Consider the following 17089-nt stretch of genomic DNA (forward strand, 5'->3'; position numbering starts at 1 on the left):
GGTCGGAACCGTGGTTCAGGTTCGGCACCGCCTTGGAACGGACTCGATCAGCATCGTCTCGCCGTCTGGTGTGGTGGCCGCGGAGTATCGCTCGGCGCCTTCTGGAGCAGGCAGCGACGTTCGGGAAGTGGATGAGCGGCTCAAGACCGTCGAAGCAACACTGGCCGAGTGGCAGGAGGTGCTCACCATCGCCTTCAAGTTCGCCGCCAATTGCGGCCACGCGTACCGGTCGGCCAGCGGCCGCACTCGCAAGCTCTACAACTCAGCTGTGTTTGAGCGCCTGACTGTGCGAAACGGGGAGATCAGCGAGGTGGCGTATCGCGAACCGTTCGGCGCGCTTTTTGTTTTACCAGAGTTCGAACAAGGACGTGTGGAGCGGGAGACGGGCTTCGAACCCGCTACCTCGACCTTGGCAAGGTCGCGCTCTACCAAGTGAGCTACTCCCGCGGGACCAGAGGGAAGATCATACCCTGGACCATCGAACCTGAAGGCAGGCGGACCTCAGGGCCTCCCCTGACGATACCGCCACGCGAAGATCGCCGTCCCCGCTCCCCACAGGACCGTCATCAGGGGCAGGACATAGGTCCAGTTCAGGTCCGGCAGGCCGGCACCCTCCAGGAACCCGTAGCCGAACGTCACCAGCGCCGTCGCCCCCAGGGCGAAGCCGAACGCCTGCATCTGGATCCGCCTCTGCAGCTCGTTCAGCCGCCCAAGGGCCCGCACGAACAGCCAGATCACGAGCCCCGCCGGCAGCAGAGGCAGGGCCGCCGCGTAGTACCGCCACCCCGCCTCCGAGTTGGCCTGCACCACCGTCACTGATCCAACCAGCACCATCAAATACGCCAGCACCGCCAGGCCGAACTCGATCTGGCCGCGGTAGGCGACCCAGGTCGACGCCACGGCCGGGGCCGGCGGCGACACGAACGCAACGGGCGCGGGGGCCTCGGTCTTGATAAAAGGCGACGCCGGGTGGGTGAACACTGGATCGACCGGGGCTTCGGCTCGGTTTGGGCCGGGATCCTGCTCAGTCATCCCCCCGGCATAGTAAAGTCGCCGGCCCGGGCGAACACTCCCCTACCTCACGTTTTTCTTCACAACTCTTTGGCTCCAAACCGCCCCCCAGGGTCTTAAATACGACCAGCGACCCCCGAACCCCCCGGGAGGAAAAGCCTCATGCGTCGCACACTGCACATCGGCCTGGCCGTGCTTGCCACCTCAGCTTTGCTGGTGGCTACGGCTGGAACTTCGTCCGCAGCCGGTAACGCCATCCACCAGGCCAAGATCAACGGCGCCCACGGCGCCCATCACAAAGGCGGCGGTGGGACCCTGCTCGCCTCGCATGGCGGATCCATCGAGAGGACACCGGTCGTTTTCATCGACTACTGGGGCCCGCAGTGGACGGCAGGCTTCTCGACCGGCGGCTACACCAGCGCCCAGGCGCAGACCTACGTCCAGGGCTTCTTCGGCAACGTGGGAGGCAGCCCCTGGGCCAACTCGACCACCCAGTACTGCGAGGGTGTGGCCTCCGGCACCACCACATGCCCCTCCGGCACCACCTTCGTGACCAACCCGGCCGGGGAGCTCGCCGGCGTCTGGAACGACAAAAGCCTGGTGCCCACCAAAATCTCGAGCAGCGCCATCGCCGCCGAAGCGGTGGCCGCGGCCGCCCACTTCGGCTACAACGCCAACGCCGACTACATGATCTTCACCCCGACCGGCCACTCGACCAGCGGCTTCAAGACCACCTACTGCGCCTACCACAGCTCAACGAGCTCGGCTTCCGGTCCGGTGTCCTTCGCCAACATGCCGTACCAGCCGGACGCGGGCGCCGCCTGCGGCATGAACTTCGTCAACGCGAACAACAACGCCTTCGGCAACGGCTATTTCGACGGCTTCTCGATCGTCGGCGGCCACGAGTTCGCCGAGACCGTCACCGACCCGTTCCCCAACACCGGATGGCTCGACGGTTCCGGCGCCGAGAACGGCGACAAGTGCGCGTGGATCAGCTCCGGGCAGGGCGCCGCGCAGAACGTCAGCCTCGGCGGCAATGCCTACGCCGTGCAGTCGCTGTGGAGCAACGCCTTCAACAGCGGTGCGGGGGGCTGCGTGGTGGCGTACCCGTAAGCCAGGTCGACGAGCTGTGAGCCGCATGACGGGTGGCTCCATGCCCAAGCCGAGCGAGCCGGCCAAGGCCGCCTTCAGCCGGCTCGTCCCCGGCGAACCGGCGGTGACGCTGCGGCCGATGTTCGGCAACATGGCCGCGTTCGTCAACGGCAACATGTTCGCCGGCCTTTTCGGCGAGGACCTGTTCGTACGCCTCCCCGACGACGAGAGCGCGCAGGTCAGAAAACAGGGCGGCCGGGACTTCGAGCCGATGGCCGGGCACGCGATGAGGGGCTACGTCACCGTTCCCGGCACCTGGCGCAGCAAGCCGGAGGCCGCGACCGCGTGGATCAAGCGCTCGCTCGAGCTGACGCGCAAGCTGCCGGCCAAGGTGCCGGCGGCCAGAAAGGCGGCGGCAGGCAAGGCCGCGAAGCGCTAGCGACGCTTGGGCTTGGCTTTGCCCTTCTCGGCTGAGGGCTTGGCGTGGCCATCGGCCTCAGGTGCCGCCGCCGGCTCCGCCACCGGGATCGGCGGCTCGACCGCCTGGACCAGCTCGAGCGGTTGCGGCGCAGCCTCCAAGTGCGGGCCCATCGACACGTTGCCGCTGAACGTCGCGCCCTCCTGGATGACCAGGCGCGCCACGCGGATGTCACCTATCAGCGAGCCCGAGCCGGCCACCATCAGCCGCTTGCGGGCGGTCACCGGGCCGCTGACGTGACCCCTGATGCTCACGTCGCCACCGGCCACCGACGCCTTCACGCTCGCCGCGTGGGCGATCTCGACGTCCCCGGTCGCCGTCACCTCGCCGTCCACCGTCCCGCCCAGGTGAAGGTCCCCCTCGATGTGCAGCCGGCCGACCAGCTTGTCGCGAGGACCCAGCACGACGGTGTTACGGGAGCTATCGGGCGGCGACGACCTCGCCGGTTCGTCCGCCCTGGGCGAGATCGGCGCCCTAGCCGCCGGACGCCGGCTGCTCACTGTCTCCCATTCGGACGTGGCCGTTGAGGCTGGCGCCGTCCTCGATCTGCAGCCTGCGCACGACGATGTCGCCGCTGAGCTTGGCGTTTTTGGCGAGTGTCAGCTTGTCGCGCGCGGTAAGGGTGCCTTCGACGATTCCCTTCACGGTCACGTTCGAAGCCTCGATCAAGGCCTTGACCGTCGCGCCCGAGCCCACCTCGACGTTGCCCGTCACGCGGAACTCGCCCTCGGCCCGGCCGTCGACGTGCACGTGCCCGTCGTAGGTCAGCTTGCCTTCGAGGCTGTCGTTCGGGCCCATCGTGAACTTGCGCAGCCCGTCGCGCCTCGCCTCGCCATTCTCCTCAGCAGCTGCAACAGGCGTGCCCTCTGCCACGGCCTCCTGAACCTCCATGAATGTGCGTCACCCCCGCTTGGAATTTGTGATTCCGGACGACCGGAAATCAGATCCCATAGGTTACTTCAGGCTGGCCGCGTTCCAAGGACAGCGCGCTGAATTCGGTCTACGTTTGCCAGGCAACCGATCGTCGCCTGCGCTTGCCCTGCCCGCGGGGGAGCGGGAGTCAGCGGTTGGTCTCGCGTCTGACGAACAACGCCGTGCCGAGCACGATGAACACGCCGAACATGACCGCCATGACGGTGAAGTTGGTCAGCGGGTCCAGCAGCACCACGCGGTGGTACTCGGGACGGCCGGTGTAGACGACGTCGCGAAAGAGGTCCACGACGTAGCGCATCGGCGAGATGCGTGACAGGACCTCCAGGTACCAGGGGAGCACGGCGATGGGGTTGAACACGCCCGCCAGGAAGAACTGCGGCAGGAGCAGGAAGGTGAAGGTCTGGTTGGCGGCCCGCTGGTCGTTGATCATGGCCATCGAGACCAGGCCGAACGAACCCCCGACCAGGCACGAGATCAACGCCACCGGCACCATCAGCAGGATCTGCGCGGGTGTGAGCGGCACCCGCAACACCAGCGCGAAGACGACCAGAGGGGCCGCCTGCGCCAGGGCCACCATCGACTCGCCGATGATCTTGCCGAACACGATCGAGTAGCGCGACACCGGCGAGACGAAGATTTCCTGGGCGAAATCGTTCTGGCGGTCCTCGAGCAGCGACGCGATGCCCTGCGCCGACGATTGGAAGATCGTCATGCCGAGCACGCCGGTGAACGTGAAGCCAATGAAGTTGAAGCCGGCCGCCTTGCCCAGGTTGAGCTGGAGCGTGCCGCCCATCAGGGACATGAGCACGAACGGCAGCACGAATGTCCCCACCAGCCGGCTGCGGTCGCGCAGGAACTTGAAGAGGTCGCGCATCGCGATGGCTGCGATGGCGCTCAGCTCACTCATCGGTCTCCTCCGCGAGGATCCTCAGGTACGCGTCCTCGAGCGAGGGCTGGCGGGTGCGCAGCCGGGTGAGCGGCGTTTCCAGCTCGCGGATCACCTCATGCGCGGAACGGCCCCTGAGGCGGACGGTGAAGGCGCCGTCTTCGGCGAACTCCAGCTGGTGCTGATGCAGCTCCCGGCGCAGCTGGGCGCGGTCGGCCGCGTCGATCTCCAGGTACTCCTCGAGCGGCTGTGATTTGACGTCGCTGGGGGCGCCCATCGCGACGATGCGGCCGTGGTTCAGGATGCACAGGCGATCGGCCTGCTCGGCCTCCTCCAGGTAGTGCGTGGTCAGCACGATGGTCACCTTGTGCCGCTCGCGCACCTCGCGCAGGTAGGCCCACAGGCTGCGCCGGCTGGCGACGTCGAGGCCGCGGGTCGGCTCGTCCAGGAACAGGACCTGCGGCCGGTGCATGAGGCCGCGGATGATCTCCAGCTTGCGCTGCATGCCGCCCGAGAGCTTCTTGGCCGGCTGGAAGATCTCCGGCCCCATGCCCAGCACGGCGGCCAGGTCGTGCACCTGGTGGCGGTAGCCGGCAGGCATGAGACGAAACGCCGGCCGGTACGGATACAGGCCGTAGAGGATGGCGTGGAGGCGCACGTTCTCCTCACCTGACAGGTTCATGTCCAGGCTTGGGTTCTGGAAGATGATGCCGACCTGACGACGCACCGCCGAGGCCTCGGAGCGCAGGTCGTGGCCGGCGATGCGCACGCGGCCCGATGTCGGGGCGAGCGTGGTCGTGAGGATCGAGATGGTCGTCGTCTTGCCCGCGCCGTTGGGCCCGAGGAGTGCGAAGAACTCGCCCGCCTCGACCCTCAGGCTGATGCCGTCGACGGCGTTGACCTTGGACTTGCGGTAGCGCTTGACCAGGCCTTCGACCTCGACCACCGGCGAGATTTCCCCCACCCGGCCGCGCCCGCTAGGCCGCCGGGGCCATCCTCCCCGCCGATCGAGGAGGTACGCCCATCGCCACGTCGCGCGCTTTCTCAACTTCGATCGCGCGCACGATCGCGCGCCCGGCGTTCATACGAACTCGCCCAGCAGGCCGGACGGCGTCAGGCCCGCGGCACGGGAGGAAACCGCGACGTATGGCTCGTGGCCGTACCCCCTCTGCATCAGGTCCACCCGCTCGCGGATGGCGACCCGCCAGTCCTCGAGCTGGCTCCGGTGGCAGTCGATGGCACGGAGCTTCATCATCACCTCGTCTGCATCCAGCTCGACCACGACATCGACGTGGTCGGCGACGACCAGCGGCAGCTCGCGGTCCTTGTCTCTGGCGAGGCGGAGCGCGTCGCGGTAGAACTCGACCAGCTGCGGGTCGACCGCCAGGTGATAGAGCGCGGGACGATCGCCTTCGGCCATGGCGGCGACGGCGGCGTCGGTGCAGGCGCCCATGGCGATGTGGTCGGGATGGCCGTACACACCGTCGGGTCCCCAACCGACCACGGCCTTCGGGTGCAGCCTCGAGATCTCCTCCCAGATGCGCTCGGTGATCTCCTGCTGGTCGCATTTGGCGACGCTGCCGTCGGGATAGTCCCAGAGTTCCACGCCGCTCAGCGCGAGAGCCGCGGCCGCCTCCTCGAGCTCGGCCGAGCGGATCTCGGCCAGATCCTCCTGCCTGGCGCCGAGCGGCTTGCCCATCCAGCCCGCCTCACCCTGAGTGGCGCAGATCAGGCGGACCGGCACGCCGTTGCGCGTATGCCGGAGGACGAGGCCGCCGCAACCCATCGATTCGTCGTCCGGGTGCGCCATGACCACCAGGACGCCCGCTTTGTCTTCCATCACCGGCCCAAGATACCCGGGCCCCGCGATCGCGGGGCCCGGGGTGGGATTCAACCCCTCAGCTGTTGACAGTGCTGGAGAAGGGGTTCGTCGGGTCGGCGGACGTGCCCGGCCGAGCCATCACCCATAGGGGCCGGAAACCGGCCGCTCCGCTGGGTGCAATCGACTCGTAGTCACCGACGAAGAAGCCGCTGCCGGTCAGTGGGGCCGCCTTCATGTCGAAGCCGCCGCTGGTGTCCAGCTGGGCCTCGGACCAGGCGGCGGCGCTGGTGCACGCGGATGAGCAGGTGTCGAACCAGGTATCGGTGTTACCGGGGTGGGCGCTCGTGGCGTGGCGGAGGTCGTAGTAGCTGACTCCGACGGTGCCGTCCGCCGCGACGCCGATCGAAGGCGTGAAGGCCTGCGCAGGCGCGGAGCGGCTGATCGTGACCGCCGGGCTCCACATTGCGCCGTCATCGGCGGACTGGGAGACGTCGACCTTGGCATCGGTCTGCCAGGCCACGTACAGCTTGCCGTTCGTCGGATTCACCGCCGCCTCGGGCAGGATGTCGCCCGTCCGGATGGCGTGCCCGTCAAGAGTGTTGATCGGGGTGTCGACGATGCTCGCCACGATGGTCGGCGCCGACCAGGTGTTGCCCTGATCGTGCGAGGTAATGACCGCGACCTGGAAGGTCGTGGTCGCGTTGTGACCGCGGGGGCCGTGCTCGTTGTTGATGAGGTCGAACACGTCGACCAGGACCCCGTCCGGCTCGACGAGGATCTGGTTGCCGATCGTCTGGTTGAACTCGCCCGGGTCGAAGATCTCGCGACCTTGCGACCAGGTCTTCCCGCCGTCGGTGGTGCGCGCAAACATGGCCGGGCCTTTGAAGGCGAACGTGTGGTTGAAGGCGTCGAAGCTCGCGGTCAGGCTCGGGTTAATGAGCTTGTCCCAGACCGCGTAAACGTTGTTGGCGTTCGTCGGGTCCGCGGTGATCGATTCCTTGTCGTTCAGGACGCCGGCGCCCGAGTCGAGCTCGACCGATACCGGGTCGCCCCAATGGTCGCCGCCATCCGTCGAGCGGCTGATCAAGATCGTGCTGGGCCCTCCGAAGCCGGGGCCCGTGGCGTCGAAGGAGTCGCTGATGACGTAGGCGGTGCCGTCGGGTGTAACCGTGATCCAGGGATCGGTCGCCCGCTGGCGATGGCCAGGCGTGCCCTGGGCCGCGCCCGCACAGATGCTGAACTTGGGCTGAGACGCGGCGAGCTTCCAGCTCGTGCCGTCGAAAAGGGCCACGGTCAAGCCGTTGGCGCCGCCGTCGCTCCACCGGTCCTGCTGGAAGGCGCCGATGTAACGGCCATCGCCCGTAGCCGCGATCCATGGCTCGACCTCGGCGTTCAGATAGTTCCTCGCCGTCGGCAGCGCGCTCAGCTCCTGCGCGACTAAGGCCGTGCAAGTCGGGTTGCCGGCCACGGCCAACGGGTGGTCCAAGACCTGCACGGGAGGCGTGACCGAGACACTGGCGAACACGGGCGTCAAGCCGACCGCGAGTGCGAGGCCTGCTCCTATGGTCAACCCAAGCCGGCGCAGCGACACATGGGTACCTGGGTGCATGGCAAACCCCCTTTGCTGCCGCCTATAGGCAGCCCCAACAACCTGCGCGCCCGGAGCGGAAAAGTCAACCCGCGGCGGCTATCGCTCGGTGCGGTCCTCGATCTCCCAGGCGTGGTCGAGGGCGTGCCACGCGATGCGGCGGGCGGCGTATCGGGCGGGCCACCGGGCGTCCCCGGCCGGCGTGCGCAGGCGGTCGAGGAGCGCTTGGCGGAAGGCCGCGACCGCGGCCGCATCCTTGAAATCCGGTGGCCGGAGCTTGAGGCCGATCCCCTTCGCGTACTCCGACTCGGCACCGAGCACGTGCTCGAATATCCGGTCGCGGTCGCGACCGCCGCCCCGCGGACCCTTTCGCAGCTCCGCGGGCGCCTTGGCGACGACGCGGTCGAGAGCCGCCCAGCACGCCGCCACGAGTGCGCGCGTGCGCTCGGCCTCCGCCGCCGGCAGCGGCCGCGATTCGTCCTTGGCGATGATCCCCGGCGCGCCGAAATCGGTGGTGGCGTTGCCGGGCATGCGCTCGACCACGTCGAAGTCGCCGCCGGCGTCGGCGGGAAACTCGAGGCCCGCGATCTCGGCCACCGGTGTGTAGCGCGCGGCGCAGGCCGCGAGGGCATCGAGCGCAGCCTTCTCGTCCCTGCCCGCACGGCACCATCCAGGCCACTCGACGGCGCTCGCGAACACGCGCTTGGCGCCGCGTTCGATGTAGACGCGGGTGGCGGCGCTCACGGACGGAGCTTACGGGCGAATGACGGCCCCGGCGCGTTTGCTGGTTGACTTCGCGTGTGGGAAGACGAAACCGCGGTCTGGTGGCGGCCGCGATCTGGCTGCCGCTGACCGCCGTTTCGTGCGGCCAGACCTCCGCATCGGCGCCAACGACTCCCAGCCCATCGGCGGTGGCGACAAGTCCGGCCCCGCGGCCGAGCCCCACGCCGGCGCCGGCCCAGCGCCTCGAGTTATCGCTTCCGGCGCCGGTCGAGGAGACCGCCGCGGCGTCAGCCGGCGGCCGGCTGTATGTGCTCGGCGGCTTCGACGCCGCCGGCCGGAGCCTCGACTCCGTGTTCATCTTCGATGGCGCCGGCTGGCGGGCGGGCCCCCGGCTTCCGCTCCCGGTCGACCATCCGTCCGCCGCCACCCTCGACGGGAAGGTCTACCTGGCGGGAGGGCACACTTTCGGTCGCGACAGCGCGCGCCTGTTCCGCCTGGACGGCAGCGCGTGGATGGAGCTCGCCCCGATGCACTTCGCGCGCGGCGGGCACGCGCTGATCGCGGCCCATGGGCGCCTCTACGCAGTCGGCGGCAACACCAGTCGCGGCAACGTGCCGGCCATCGAGTCGTACGACCCGGCCGCGAACGCCTGGACGGTGCTGCCGCCGCTGCCCGCGCCGCGAAACCACGTGTCCGGTTTCGTGATCGGAGCGGCCATTTGCGTCGCCGGCGGCCGGTCTCCGAACACTGCTCGCGTCGACTGCTTCAATCCCGACCAGGGGGCCTGGTCGACCATCGCCAGCCTGCCGCGGGCGACGAGCGGCGGAGGCGCGACGACATTCGCCACCGGAGAGGTCGTGATGATGGGCGGTGAGGACGCCGGTGAGGCGGTGATGGTCGATCAGCTCACCTACTACTCCCAGACGGGCGGCTGGACGAGCGGGGAGGCAATGATGGCGCCGCGCCACGGGTTCCAGCTGGCGGTGTTCGAGGGCCGGGCGTGGGCCTGTGGCGGCGCGACGGCGCCCGGGCTCCATCCCGTCGCCACGTGCACGTCGGTGATCGACCGGGCGGTCAGTCCGCGAGGCCGGTGAGCTGGGCCCGACGGGCGATGAGGGCGGCCAGGACGATGATCAAAGCCGGGACGCCGTAGTTGAACTCAGGCGTCGTCAGGATGGACAGGTCGACATCGATTCGCCGCTCCAGCAGGAGATCAGCCGTCTCGATGAGGGAGTAGAACGCCAGGATGGCGACGTTGGCGGCCAGCGCCGCGCGAGCCACCGGCTCTCTGACGGCGGCCAGCAGCGCCACCAGGGGAACGGCCGCGAGCGCCGGCCCCAGGAAGTTGACCAGCGTCTGCCGGAGCAGCCCAAGCGGCTCATCGGGCTGCGCGTGCAGGGCGTAGATCCTGAAATCGACCAGGCCCAGGCGCCACGGCCGGACCACCAGCGACCCGTGGCCGCCAACGGCGTAGATGACGACCAGGTGCATCGCCTCGTGGGTCCCGAACGCTCCGGCGAAGACGAGCACCGAGAGGATGAGAATCCGCGTCACGCCTTTTCGCGCTGGGCTTTTCTTCATCGGCGGTTGCACCCGGACGTACCTCCGCTGGTTACGGTCACCCGAGAGACATAATGCGGTCGTGAGCGACTGCTGCACCCCGAAGGGCTACCGACAGATTTTCAGCCAGAGGAACGCGCGCGTGGAGGCGAAGCGCTACCGGCGCAAGGGCCTGGACGCCACTTCCCGACGCATCGTCGAGCTCTTGAAAGCGCGAGGGGTCGAGGGCCGGACGCTGCTCGAGGTCGGTGGCGGCATCGGCGCCATCCAGATCGAGCTGCTGAAGGCGGGGGCCTCCCGGGCGGTGAGCATCGAGTTGACGCCCACCTACGAGGAGGCGGCCGGCGAGCTGTTGCGTGAGGCTGGGCTCGAAGACCGTGTCGAGCGCAAGGTCATGGACCTGACTGAGGCGGGCGCTGAGGTCGAAGCCGCGGACATCGTCGTGATGAACCGCGTCATCTGCTGCTATCCGGACATGCCCAAACTCGCTGGCGCGGCGGCCGACCGCGCTCGTGGCGTGCTCGTGATGAGCTTTCCGAAGAAGAGGTGGTGGACGCGGCTGGTGGTCGCCTCGGCCAACTTCGGCCTCAGCGTGACGCGGCGGCAGTTCCGGATCTTCCTGCATGCGCCGGAGCGCATCCTGGCCACGACCGCGCGGCACGGCCTCAAGACCACCTTCGACGGGCCCGGCCTTTTCTGGCAGGTGGTCGCGGTCGAGCCTGCCGCCCAAGACGTGCGCGCGGCTGAGCCGGTTTAGCCGGGCCGAACCCCCGGTGTGCGAACATTTGCTCGTACCGTGATGCCACGCGGAGAAGCCGTGGATCTGGGCCTCAACACCGCCGACCCGGCGACGCTGGTCGTCGACCTGAACTGCGCCTTTGCCTCCATCGAGCAGCAGCACGACCCCGGGCTTCGCGGCCGGCCGCTGGCGATCGCCGCGTACGCCACCGACGCCGCCACGATCGTCTCCTCCTCGAGGGAGGCGCGAGACCTCGGAATCAAAACCGGGATGCGCGTTTACGAGGCCCGGGCGATCTTTCCGCAGGTGGTCGTCAGGGAGCCCAACCCGCCCCTTTACCGTGCCGCCTCGGATCGCCTGATCGAGATCATGGAGCGGCACAGCCCCGATGTGCTGCGCATGTCGATCGACGAAGCGTCGATGAACCTGGCCGGCACACCCGGACTCGCGAAGCAGGGCCCGGAGGGTGTCGGCCGAGCCGTCAAGGACGCGATTCGCGGGGAGATCGGCGAGTGCGTGACGTGCTCGGTCGGGATCTCGACCTCGATCTGGATGGCCAAGCAGGCGTCCAACCTCGACAAGCGCGACGGGCTGCGGCGGATCGACCACACGAACCTTGTCTGTGTCTTCGAACGCCTCGAGCTCACCGACCTGTCGGGCGTCGCCGAGGCCACCGCCACCCGATTGAGGAAGGCCGGCATCCACAGCCCGGTCGAGTTCCTGTACGCCACCGCCGAGCGGCTCAAGCTCGCGGGGATGCACGCCGAGGTCGCGGCCGGCTGGCGCCAGCGCCTGCGCGGCTTTGAGGTGAGCAGCTTCGAGACCGCCGCCCGCAAGAGTTACAGCCACTCACACGTGCTGGCTCGCGCGACCAGCTCGCAGGCGGAGCTCGAGGAATTGCTGATGCGGCTGTCGGACATGGTCGGGCGGCGGCTGCGGGCCGCGGGCCGGCGCGGCAGCGTGGTTTCGGTCGGCATCGTGTACCGGCCGGAGGCGGGTCATTTTTCGAAGCAGTGCAAGCTGGCCAGGCCGATCGCGACCGGAGACGAGATCTACCAGGCGGCCCTGAAACTGATGGCGGCACGCGATCCGCGCCGCACGGTCGGCACGCTGGGGGTCGGCCTCGCCGGGCTCAGCGAAAAGGACGCCGGTCAGCTCGATCTCTTTGCCGACCGCTCGACGCCCAGGAACGAACGGCTCGAGGCCGCCCTCGACGCCATACGGGATCGCTTCGGGGAGGATGCCGTCCAGCGGTCGCGGCTGCTGGGCCGCGCTCCGGTGGTCAGAGACCGCATCGCCTTTGGCAACACCGGGCACCCCGATGAGAGAGGACCGGCCTAGCCCCACGGCGAAGGCGGTCGCAGATTAAAGGTGACGGACCCGGGTTTGTGGGTAGACTCCCGGCGGTGGCTCCCACCATCCGGCTCGGACGGTTGTTCGGGATTGAGATCGGCTTCAACTGGAGCCTGATCTTCATCTTCGCCCTGATCACGTGGACCCTGGCGACTGGCGTGCTGCCACTGTCGGTCTCCGGACGGGAGCCGGCGGCTTATTGGGCCGCCGCCGCGGCCGGCGCGATCGTCTTCTTCGTCTGCCTGCTCGCCCACGAGATGGCACACGCCCTGATGGCACGGCGCAACGGAGTCAAAGTCGCCGGCGTCACGCTCTGGCTTTTCGGCGGCGTCTCTCGTCTGGAGGGCGAACCCAAAAGCGCGGGGGCCGAAGCCCTGATCGCCGGCGTCGGGCCGCTGACCAGCTTCGCGGTCGCCCTGATCGCGCTGGGGTTGGGGCTCGTGACCTCGTCCGATGCCCTCATCTCCGTCGTCCTGCGCTGGCTGGCGCTCGTCAACCTGGCTCTGGGGCTGTTCAACCTGATCCCCGCCTTCCCGCTGGACGGCGGCCGGCTTTTGAGCTCGCTGTTCTGGTGGCGGTCGGGCAGCCGCCAGCGCGGCGTCCACAACGCGGTGCGGATCGGGCGCTTGTTCGCCTACCTGATGATCGCCGCCGGCATCCTGGAGCTGTTCACCGGCGCGGTCCTCGACGGAATATGGATCACCTTCATCGGCTGGTTCCTCCTGTCCGCCGGCAGCTCCGAAGAGGCTGGAAGCACCATCAAGGCGCTCTTGAAGGCGGTCCCCGTGTCGGCGGCGATGACCTCGCCCGTGGTCACCGTTCCGGACTGGCTGACCGTCGAGCAGTTCCTGGAATCGGTCGCGCCTCAGCACCACTTCACCACCTACCCCGTGCACGACCCTCCCGGCAAGCTGACCGGGGTGGTGCGACTTTCGGAGTTGATGAGGGTCGCGATTCCCGATCGCGGCGGGAAGCGACTCAGCGATTGCGGTCGCCCGATCTCGCAGGTCCCGGTCACGCGGCCCGGCGAGGAGCTCGCGGCGCTGATCGAACGGCTTGGAGCGGCGATCGATCAGCGCGTCCTCGTGTTCGACCAGGGTCAGCTGGTGGGCATCGTCTCACCCGTCGACATCGCGCGCATCCTGACCATCCGCCAGACCCTGGGGCCTGGCGCCCCGCGAGGGCAGGGAGCGCCTCAGAGGTAGGCCACAACCCTCGCCCATTCAGGTCCGCTTGGGTCGCCACGTCGTCGCGTGTACCGGCCCAAATTCGCGGGGTAGCCTGGCGGCGAACAGCAGTTCAGGGTTGACGCACCGCGGCAAAAGTGACTAACGTTCGCGTTCGAGCCTGAGCTTTGCAGCTCCTGGAGCGGCGGGGATTCCTCCAGAGCAAGAGCCGAAAACCCGTTCAGGTGTGTCCATACGACCGAGCAGGTCAAACGGCAGGAAATCCAGCCGTGCTGCGTTGCCTGGCCTTTTCCCGTTTAGGAGGTAGTCCGTAAATGTTCAGATTCCTGTTTCGACTTGGCCGCGTGGTCGTCGCCTCGGCGGTCGCCATCGCGGCGACCACGATCTTCGGCGTGAACACTCTCCCGTCCGCGCCCATCCCCGTTGCTGCTGTGCACACGGCCGCGACATGCACCGCCACTCCCAGCGCGGTCGCGCTGGATCAGTCCTTCACGATCAGCGCCTCGGGTCTTCCCAACTCCCAGGTGAACCTGGTCAGGAAGTACCCCAACGGCAATTCCGAGATCATGCCCATAACGGTCTCCTCGGGCGGCACCTTTACGCTGACGCAGTCCTCAGCCGACTCCGTTCTGCCCAGCGAGCAGACAGGCACCTACACCTATCTGTTCGTCAGCAAGGTGAAGTGGCCGGCGGGGACTTACAGCCAGACCTACGCGACCTGCTCGGTCAGCGTCGGCTGATCGTCCCGCAGCCAACAAAAGGGCAAAAGAGAGGCGGTCCGCAGGGACCGCCTCTCAACGTTTTCTTGTTGACTCCTTTCTCGGGGTCGAGCCCCTCGGTCTAGTTATTGATACTCAGCGTGGTCACCTCACAGTGGCTGGTGGATGTGACGTTCGAATCGGTGCTGGTGAACTTGACCAACCACGAAACGCTTGTGCTCGTGGTGATCTTGTCGGTTGTGTTGGAGGTTGTCAGCGTCCTGTCCGCGACGGACGTGGCGTTGGTCAGCGTCTTCTGGTACAGCTGTCCGCTGACGGCTGAGCCCCCGTTGCCACCGCAGGCGTTGTCCGTGAAGAGCTGAGCGGACAGAGTCCCGTTCAGCGGCGCCCCGTTGGTTGCGGTGACTGTTGCGGTGTCGTTGGGCAGCCAGTCCTGGGCCGAGGCGCTCGCGGATGTATCGGTGACCGTGAAGCACTCGCCGGACGTGGCGTCGCTCGATGCGGTGTAGTTGGCTCCGTTGGCCCCGCCCGGTGTGTATTCGGCGCGGAAGCACCACGTGCCGGTCATGTTGGCTGTGATTGCGACTGAGTCGGCAGACGACGCAGGCGGACTCGAATTAAGAACCGCGCTGAGAGTGACCGGACCACTTCCGACCTGAGCTCCGTTCGGACTTGGGCACGCTCCTCCGCTGGTCTGGGTTGGGTTGCAGATGAAGAAGGTGACCGTCCCGGTCGGAGTGCCGTCGCCCGTTTGGGTGGCCTGGACCACCGCGTGGTCGGTGACGGAGGAGCCGAACGTGGTCGTCCCGCCCGAGCCGGCCGACGGTGTCGTCTTGGTCGTGGTCGGAATCGCTATGACCGTGAAGCATTCGTTGGTTCCGTTGGTGCCGCCGAACTCCGTCAAAGGAGCGGGATAGTTGGTGTCTCCCGGCCAGGTGGCGCGGAAGCAGTAGCGCCCGACCCCGAGCGGGCTGGCCGACGTATTGACGTCGGGCGAGCTTGCGCTCGCTGTAGCGCCGGAGCCGCTCAGCGTCCCTGATCCGATGCTGGTCCCACCGCTACCGCAAGAACCGGTCGCGATCGGCCCGCAGAGGAAGAAGGAGACGGTGCCCATCGGGGTGTCAGCGGCCTGATTCCCGGTCACGGTCGCCGTGTCGTGGACGGCCTGGCTCGGGAGGACCGAAGAGGTGGTCGAGACCTGGGTCGACATCGTCGCCGTGTTCAGCTGGTTGGTATAGACGCACGTCACGAGGCCGCTGCCGGCCAGGGTGATGGTTGCCGTCACACCCGAGGTGGTGGCGCTCGTGCCCGTTCCGCTCACGCTACAGCTCAGTTTCTCGAATGTGAACCCCGACGGCGGCGTGCCCTCGGAGACGCTGTAGTTGCCGGCCGGGACGAAAGTGCAGTCCTGGGTGTTGGCAGCGCTGTCGCTGGTGGAGTTGCCGCTGTCGTTGAGACTGAAGCTCGTCGGCGATGATTGGGTGCACTTCATCTGGCCGCCCGAAAGGTTGGACGTGTAGCTGAACGTCGCGTTCTGGCCGCGCGGGTCTGTGCGCTTGATGATCTTGACCTCGCCGCAGTTGTTGATCGTGCGCTGCGTGATCTCGAGGTCCTGGGGGTTCGAGGTGAAGCTCGAACCAGACGAGCGCGACTCCCAGGTCTGCTGCGGGAAGCTCAAGCACTGGCCGGAGATCCCGAGCGCCTTGGAAAGGTTGATCCCGAACTCCGAAAACTGGTTGATCGGGAGTGCAACGCCGCTCATTCCGTTGTCTGCAGCGGCGATCGGTGACTGGTTCGACGCGCCGTTGGACACCGCACCGCTGGGAATGATCACGTTGGAGCCCCAACAGGGCAGGCTGTCCGTCTTGACGAAGCAGGTGCCGGTGTTCCCGCCCGCGTTGGGGTTGCTGCTGTCGATCCATGTCAGCAGGTGGAAGTTGAGGCTCGTGCCGCCGTTGAGGAAGTCGTACGCCATCAGAATGTCGCCGGCCACACGACATGGCAGGCTCGTCGGGTTCGCGCCCTTGTTGTGGTCGAACTCGACATCGCCGCTGGCGTTGCCAGTGTTGGTGGCGCGGATCGTCGCCCCGTAGAAGAATTCGTTGAGGCTGGCGTCCGCCTCGCTGAACTGGGCGATGTTGACGAACTCGTCCTTGGGCGGGTTGTTCCCGATGCTGGTGGCTGGACAAAGGGTGTCGAACTTCTGCCCGTTCACCCACTGGATCTCGCCGCTCGAGTCCGCGGTGATGAACTGGGCCCCGGTCGTGGTCTTACAGTTCGCCGTGGGGCCGATGGTGAAGCAGTTCCAGTCGGTGTCATTGACGCCGAGGGTGGAGAAGTCCACCGTCATGTTGCCGTCGCCCGACTCCAAGTTGCTCGGGCTGCCGCTGACCACGACCCCAGCGGGGGCTGGGGGCAGGGCCGCCGCGACCGGGCCGGCAAAGGCCACCAGAACGAGCGCCGCCGCTCCAAGCGAGCCGGCGGCGCGCGCAAGTATTCGTTTCATACCGAGTCCTCCCCCTGACACGTACATGTGGTGGAGAGTCGAGTGCGCAATCCCTCACCTCCTGGGGTTCAGAGCAACCTGCTGGACCTACCGCCGGCGCTCAGCAGGGCGCAGGACGGCACGCAACCAATCGGTTCAGCCTCGAATCTTCGAGGCGATGGCTAGCTTCCCGGGCTACGTTGGGGTCCGGTCACCTCTTCGGCTGGGCGCTGATCTGGGGCAGGTTGATAGTCGGACTCAACCGCCGGCCCGGCAATGGGATATCCGTACCACCGGCGGCCACCACGTGAGGGGTTGCGGGGGTCGTTCAGCAGCCGACGTCTTGCAACAGGTGCCCTCGATGTCCTGAGACAGGACATTGGAGCCGACGGTGGTGTGTGGTTTCAGCACATAGTGGACAGATGTCGCAAGACATAGTGGACACCACCAAATCCGGAGGTGGTCATGTCCAATCGCGATCGCTACATCGTCGAGGCCATCGTCGTCGAGCAC

Annotated in this window: 17 protein-coding genes and 1 tRNA gene; 7 read left to right on the plus strand and 11 right to left on the minus strand. The window is 67.5% G+C overall.

Features of this window, described 5'->3' with window-relative positions; translation table 11 throughout:
• Window positions 1-371 precede the first annotated feature (371 nt).
• Window positions 372-447 (minus strand) — tRNA-Gly (locus EPN29_02650).
• 54 nt (window positions 448-501) lie between these two features.
• Window positions 502-1032, minus strand: a complete 531-nt coding sequence (locus tag EPN29_02655; GenBank protein ID TAN34544.1) for a hypothetical protein — start codon at window positions 1030-1032, stop codon at window positions 502-504.
• Between the two features lie 141 nt (window positions 1033-1173).
• Here EPN29_02655 and EPN29_02660 point away from each other — a divergent pair, with 141 nt between their 5' ends.
• Together EPN29_02660 and EPN29_02665 are read left to right on the plus strand one after the other, a co-directional pair.
• A complete protein-coding gene (locus EPN29_02660) occupies window positions 1174-2124 on the plus strand; it encodes a hypothetical protein (GenBank protein TAN34545.1) in 951 nt (316 codons plus the stop codon).
• A gap of 40 nt (window positions 2125-2164) precedes the next feature.
• Window positions 2165-2542: a TfoX family protein gene (locus tag EPN29_02665; protein TAN34546.1), complete on the plus strand. Its 378-nt coding sequence runs from the start codon at window positions 2165-2167 to the stop codon at window positions 2540-2542.
• Here EPN29_02665 and EPN29_02670 read toward each other — a convergent pair.
• The 7 genes from EPN29_02670 to EPN29_02700 form a co-directional block, all read right to left on the minus strand.
• Window positions 2539-3081, minus strand: coding sequence for a polymer-forming cytoskeletal protein (locus EPN29_02670; GenBank protein ID TAN34547.1), 543 nt, complete (start codon window positions 3079-3081; stop codon window positions 2539-2541). The two genes, EPN29_02665 and EPN29_02670, sit on opposite strands and share 4 nt — an antisense overlap.
• Window positions 3056-3472, minus strand: a complete 417-nt coding sequence (locus EPN29_02675; GenBank protein TAN34548.1) for a polymer-forming cytoskeletal protein — start codon at window positions 3470-3472, stop codon at window positions 3056-3058. Before EPN29_02675 ends, EPN29_02670 begins: the two co-directional genes overlap by 26 nt.
• Before the next feature lie 169 nt (window positions 3473-3641).
• Window positions 3642-4421, minus strand: a complete 780-nt coding sequence (locus EPN29_02680; GenBank protein ID TAN34549.1) for a hypothetical protein — start codon at window positions 4419-4421, stop codon at window positions 3642-3644.
• Complete coding sequence (locus EPN29_02685) at window positions 4414-5355, minus strand: ABC transporter ATP-binding protein (GenBank protein ID TAN34560.1); 942 nt, start codon at window positions 5353-5355, stop codon at window positions 4414-4416. The genes EPN29_02680 and EPN29_02685 overlap by 8 nt, the downstream gene beginning before the upstream one ends.
• A gap of 126 nt (window positions 5356-5481) precedes the next feature.
• The gene (locus EPN29_02690) at window positions 5482-6243 is read right to left on the minus strand and encodes a hypothetical protein (GenBank protein ID TAN34550.1); all 762 of its coding nucleotides are present in this window, start codon (window positions 6241-6243) and stop codon (window positions 5482-5484) included.
• A gap of 55 nt (window positions 6244-6298) precedes the next feature.
• Window positions 6299-7792, minus strand: a complete 1494-nt coding sequence (locus EPN29_02695; GenBank protein ID TAN34551.1) for an exo-alpha-sialidase — start codon at window positions 7790-7792, stop codon at window positions 6299-6301.
• A 117-nt stretch (window positions 7793-7909) separates the two neighbouring features.
• Window positions 7910-8554 (minus strand): hypothetical protein, encoded by a 645-nt coding sequence (locus tag EPN29_02700; protein TAN34552.1) that lies wholly within the window; start codon window positions 8552-8554, stop codon window positions 7910-7912.
• A gap of 44 nt (window positions 8555-8598) precedes the next feature.
• Between EPN29_02700 and EPN29_02705 the strand changes: the two genes are divergently transcribed.
• Complete coding sequence (locus EPN29_02705; GenBank protein ID TAN34553.1) at window positions 8599-9627, plus strand: hypothetical protein; 1029 nt, start codon at window positions 8599-8601, stop codon at window positions 9625-9627.
• Here the strand turns inward: EPN29_02705 and EPN29_02710 are convergent.
• Entirely contained in the window at window positions 9608-10087 is a 480-nt protein-coding gene (locus tag EPN29_02710; protein TAN34554.1) for a hypothetical protein, read from the minus strand. The two genes, EPN29_02705 and EPN29_02710, sit on opposite strands and share 20 nt — an antisense overlap.
• Here EPN29_02710 and EPN29_02715 point away from each other — a divergent pair.
• The 4 genes from EPN29_02715 to EPN29_02730 all read left to right on the plus strand — a co-directional run bounded on the left by EPN29_02715 (window position 10071) and on the right by EPN29_02730 (window position 14112).
• Entirely contained in the window at window positions 10071-10850 is a 780-nt protein-coding gene (locus EPN29_02715) for a methyltransferase domain-containing protein (GenBank protein ID TAN34555.1), read from the plus strand. The genes EPN29_02710 and EPN29_02715 overlap by 17 nt on opposite strands.
• Before the next feature lie 42 nt (window positions 10851-10892).
• Window positions 10893-12173, plus strand: coding sequence for a hypothetical protein (locus EPN29_02720; GenBank protein ID TAN34556.1), 1281 nt, complete (start codon window positions 10893-10895; stop codon window positions 12171-12173).
• A 65-nt stretch (window positions 12174-12238) separates the two neighbouring features.
• A complete protein-coding gene (locus EPN29_02725) occupies window positions 12239-13390 on the plus strand; it encodes a site-2 protease family protein (GenBank protein ID TAN34557.1) in 1152 nt (383 codons plus the stop codon).
• A 296-nt stretch (window positions 13391-13686) separates the two neighbouring features.
• Window positions 13687-14112: a hypothetical protein gene (locus EPN29_02730; GenBank protein ID TAN34558.1), complete on the plus strand. Its 426-nt coding sequence runs from the start codon at window positions 13687-13689 to the stop codon at window positions 14110-14112.
• A gap of 100 nt (window positions 14113-14212) precedes the next feature.
• On the opposite strand, the gene EPN29_02735 is transcribed toward EPN29_02730, so the two are convergent.
• The gene (locus EPN29_02735; protein ID TAN34559.1) at window positions 14213-16597 is read right to left on the minus strand and encodes a hypothetical protein; all 2385 of its coding nucleotides are present in this window, start codon (window positions 16595-16597) and stop codon (window positions 14213-14215) included.
• Between the last annotated feature and the right edge of the window lie 492 nt (window positions 16598-17089).

The sequence above is a fragment of the bacterium genome, assembly GCA_004299235.1.
Classification (GTDB): domain Bacteria; phylum Chloroflexota; class Dormibacteria; order Dormibacterales; family Dormibacteraceae; genus SCQL01.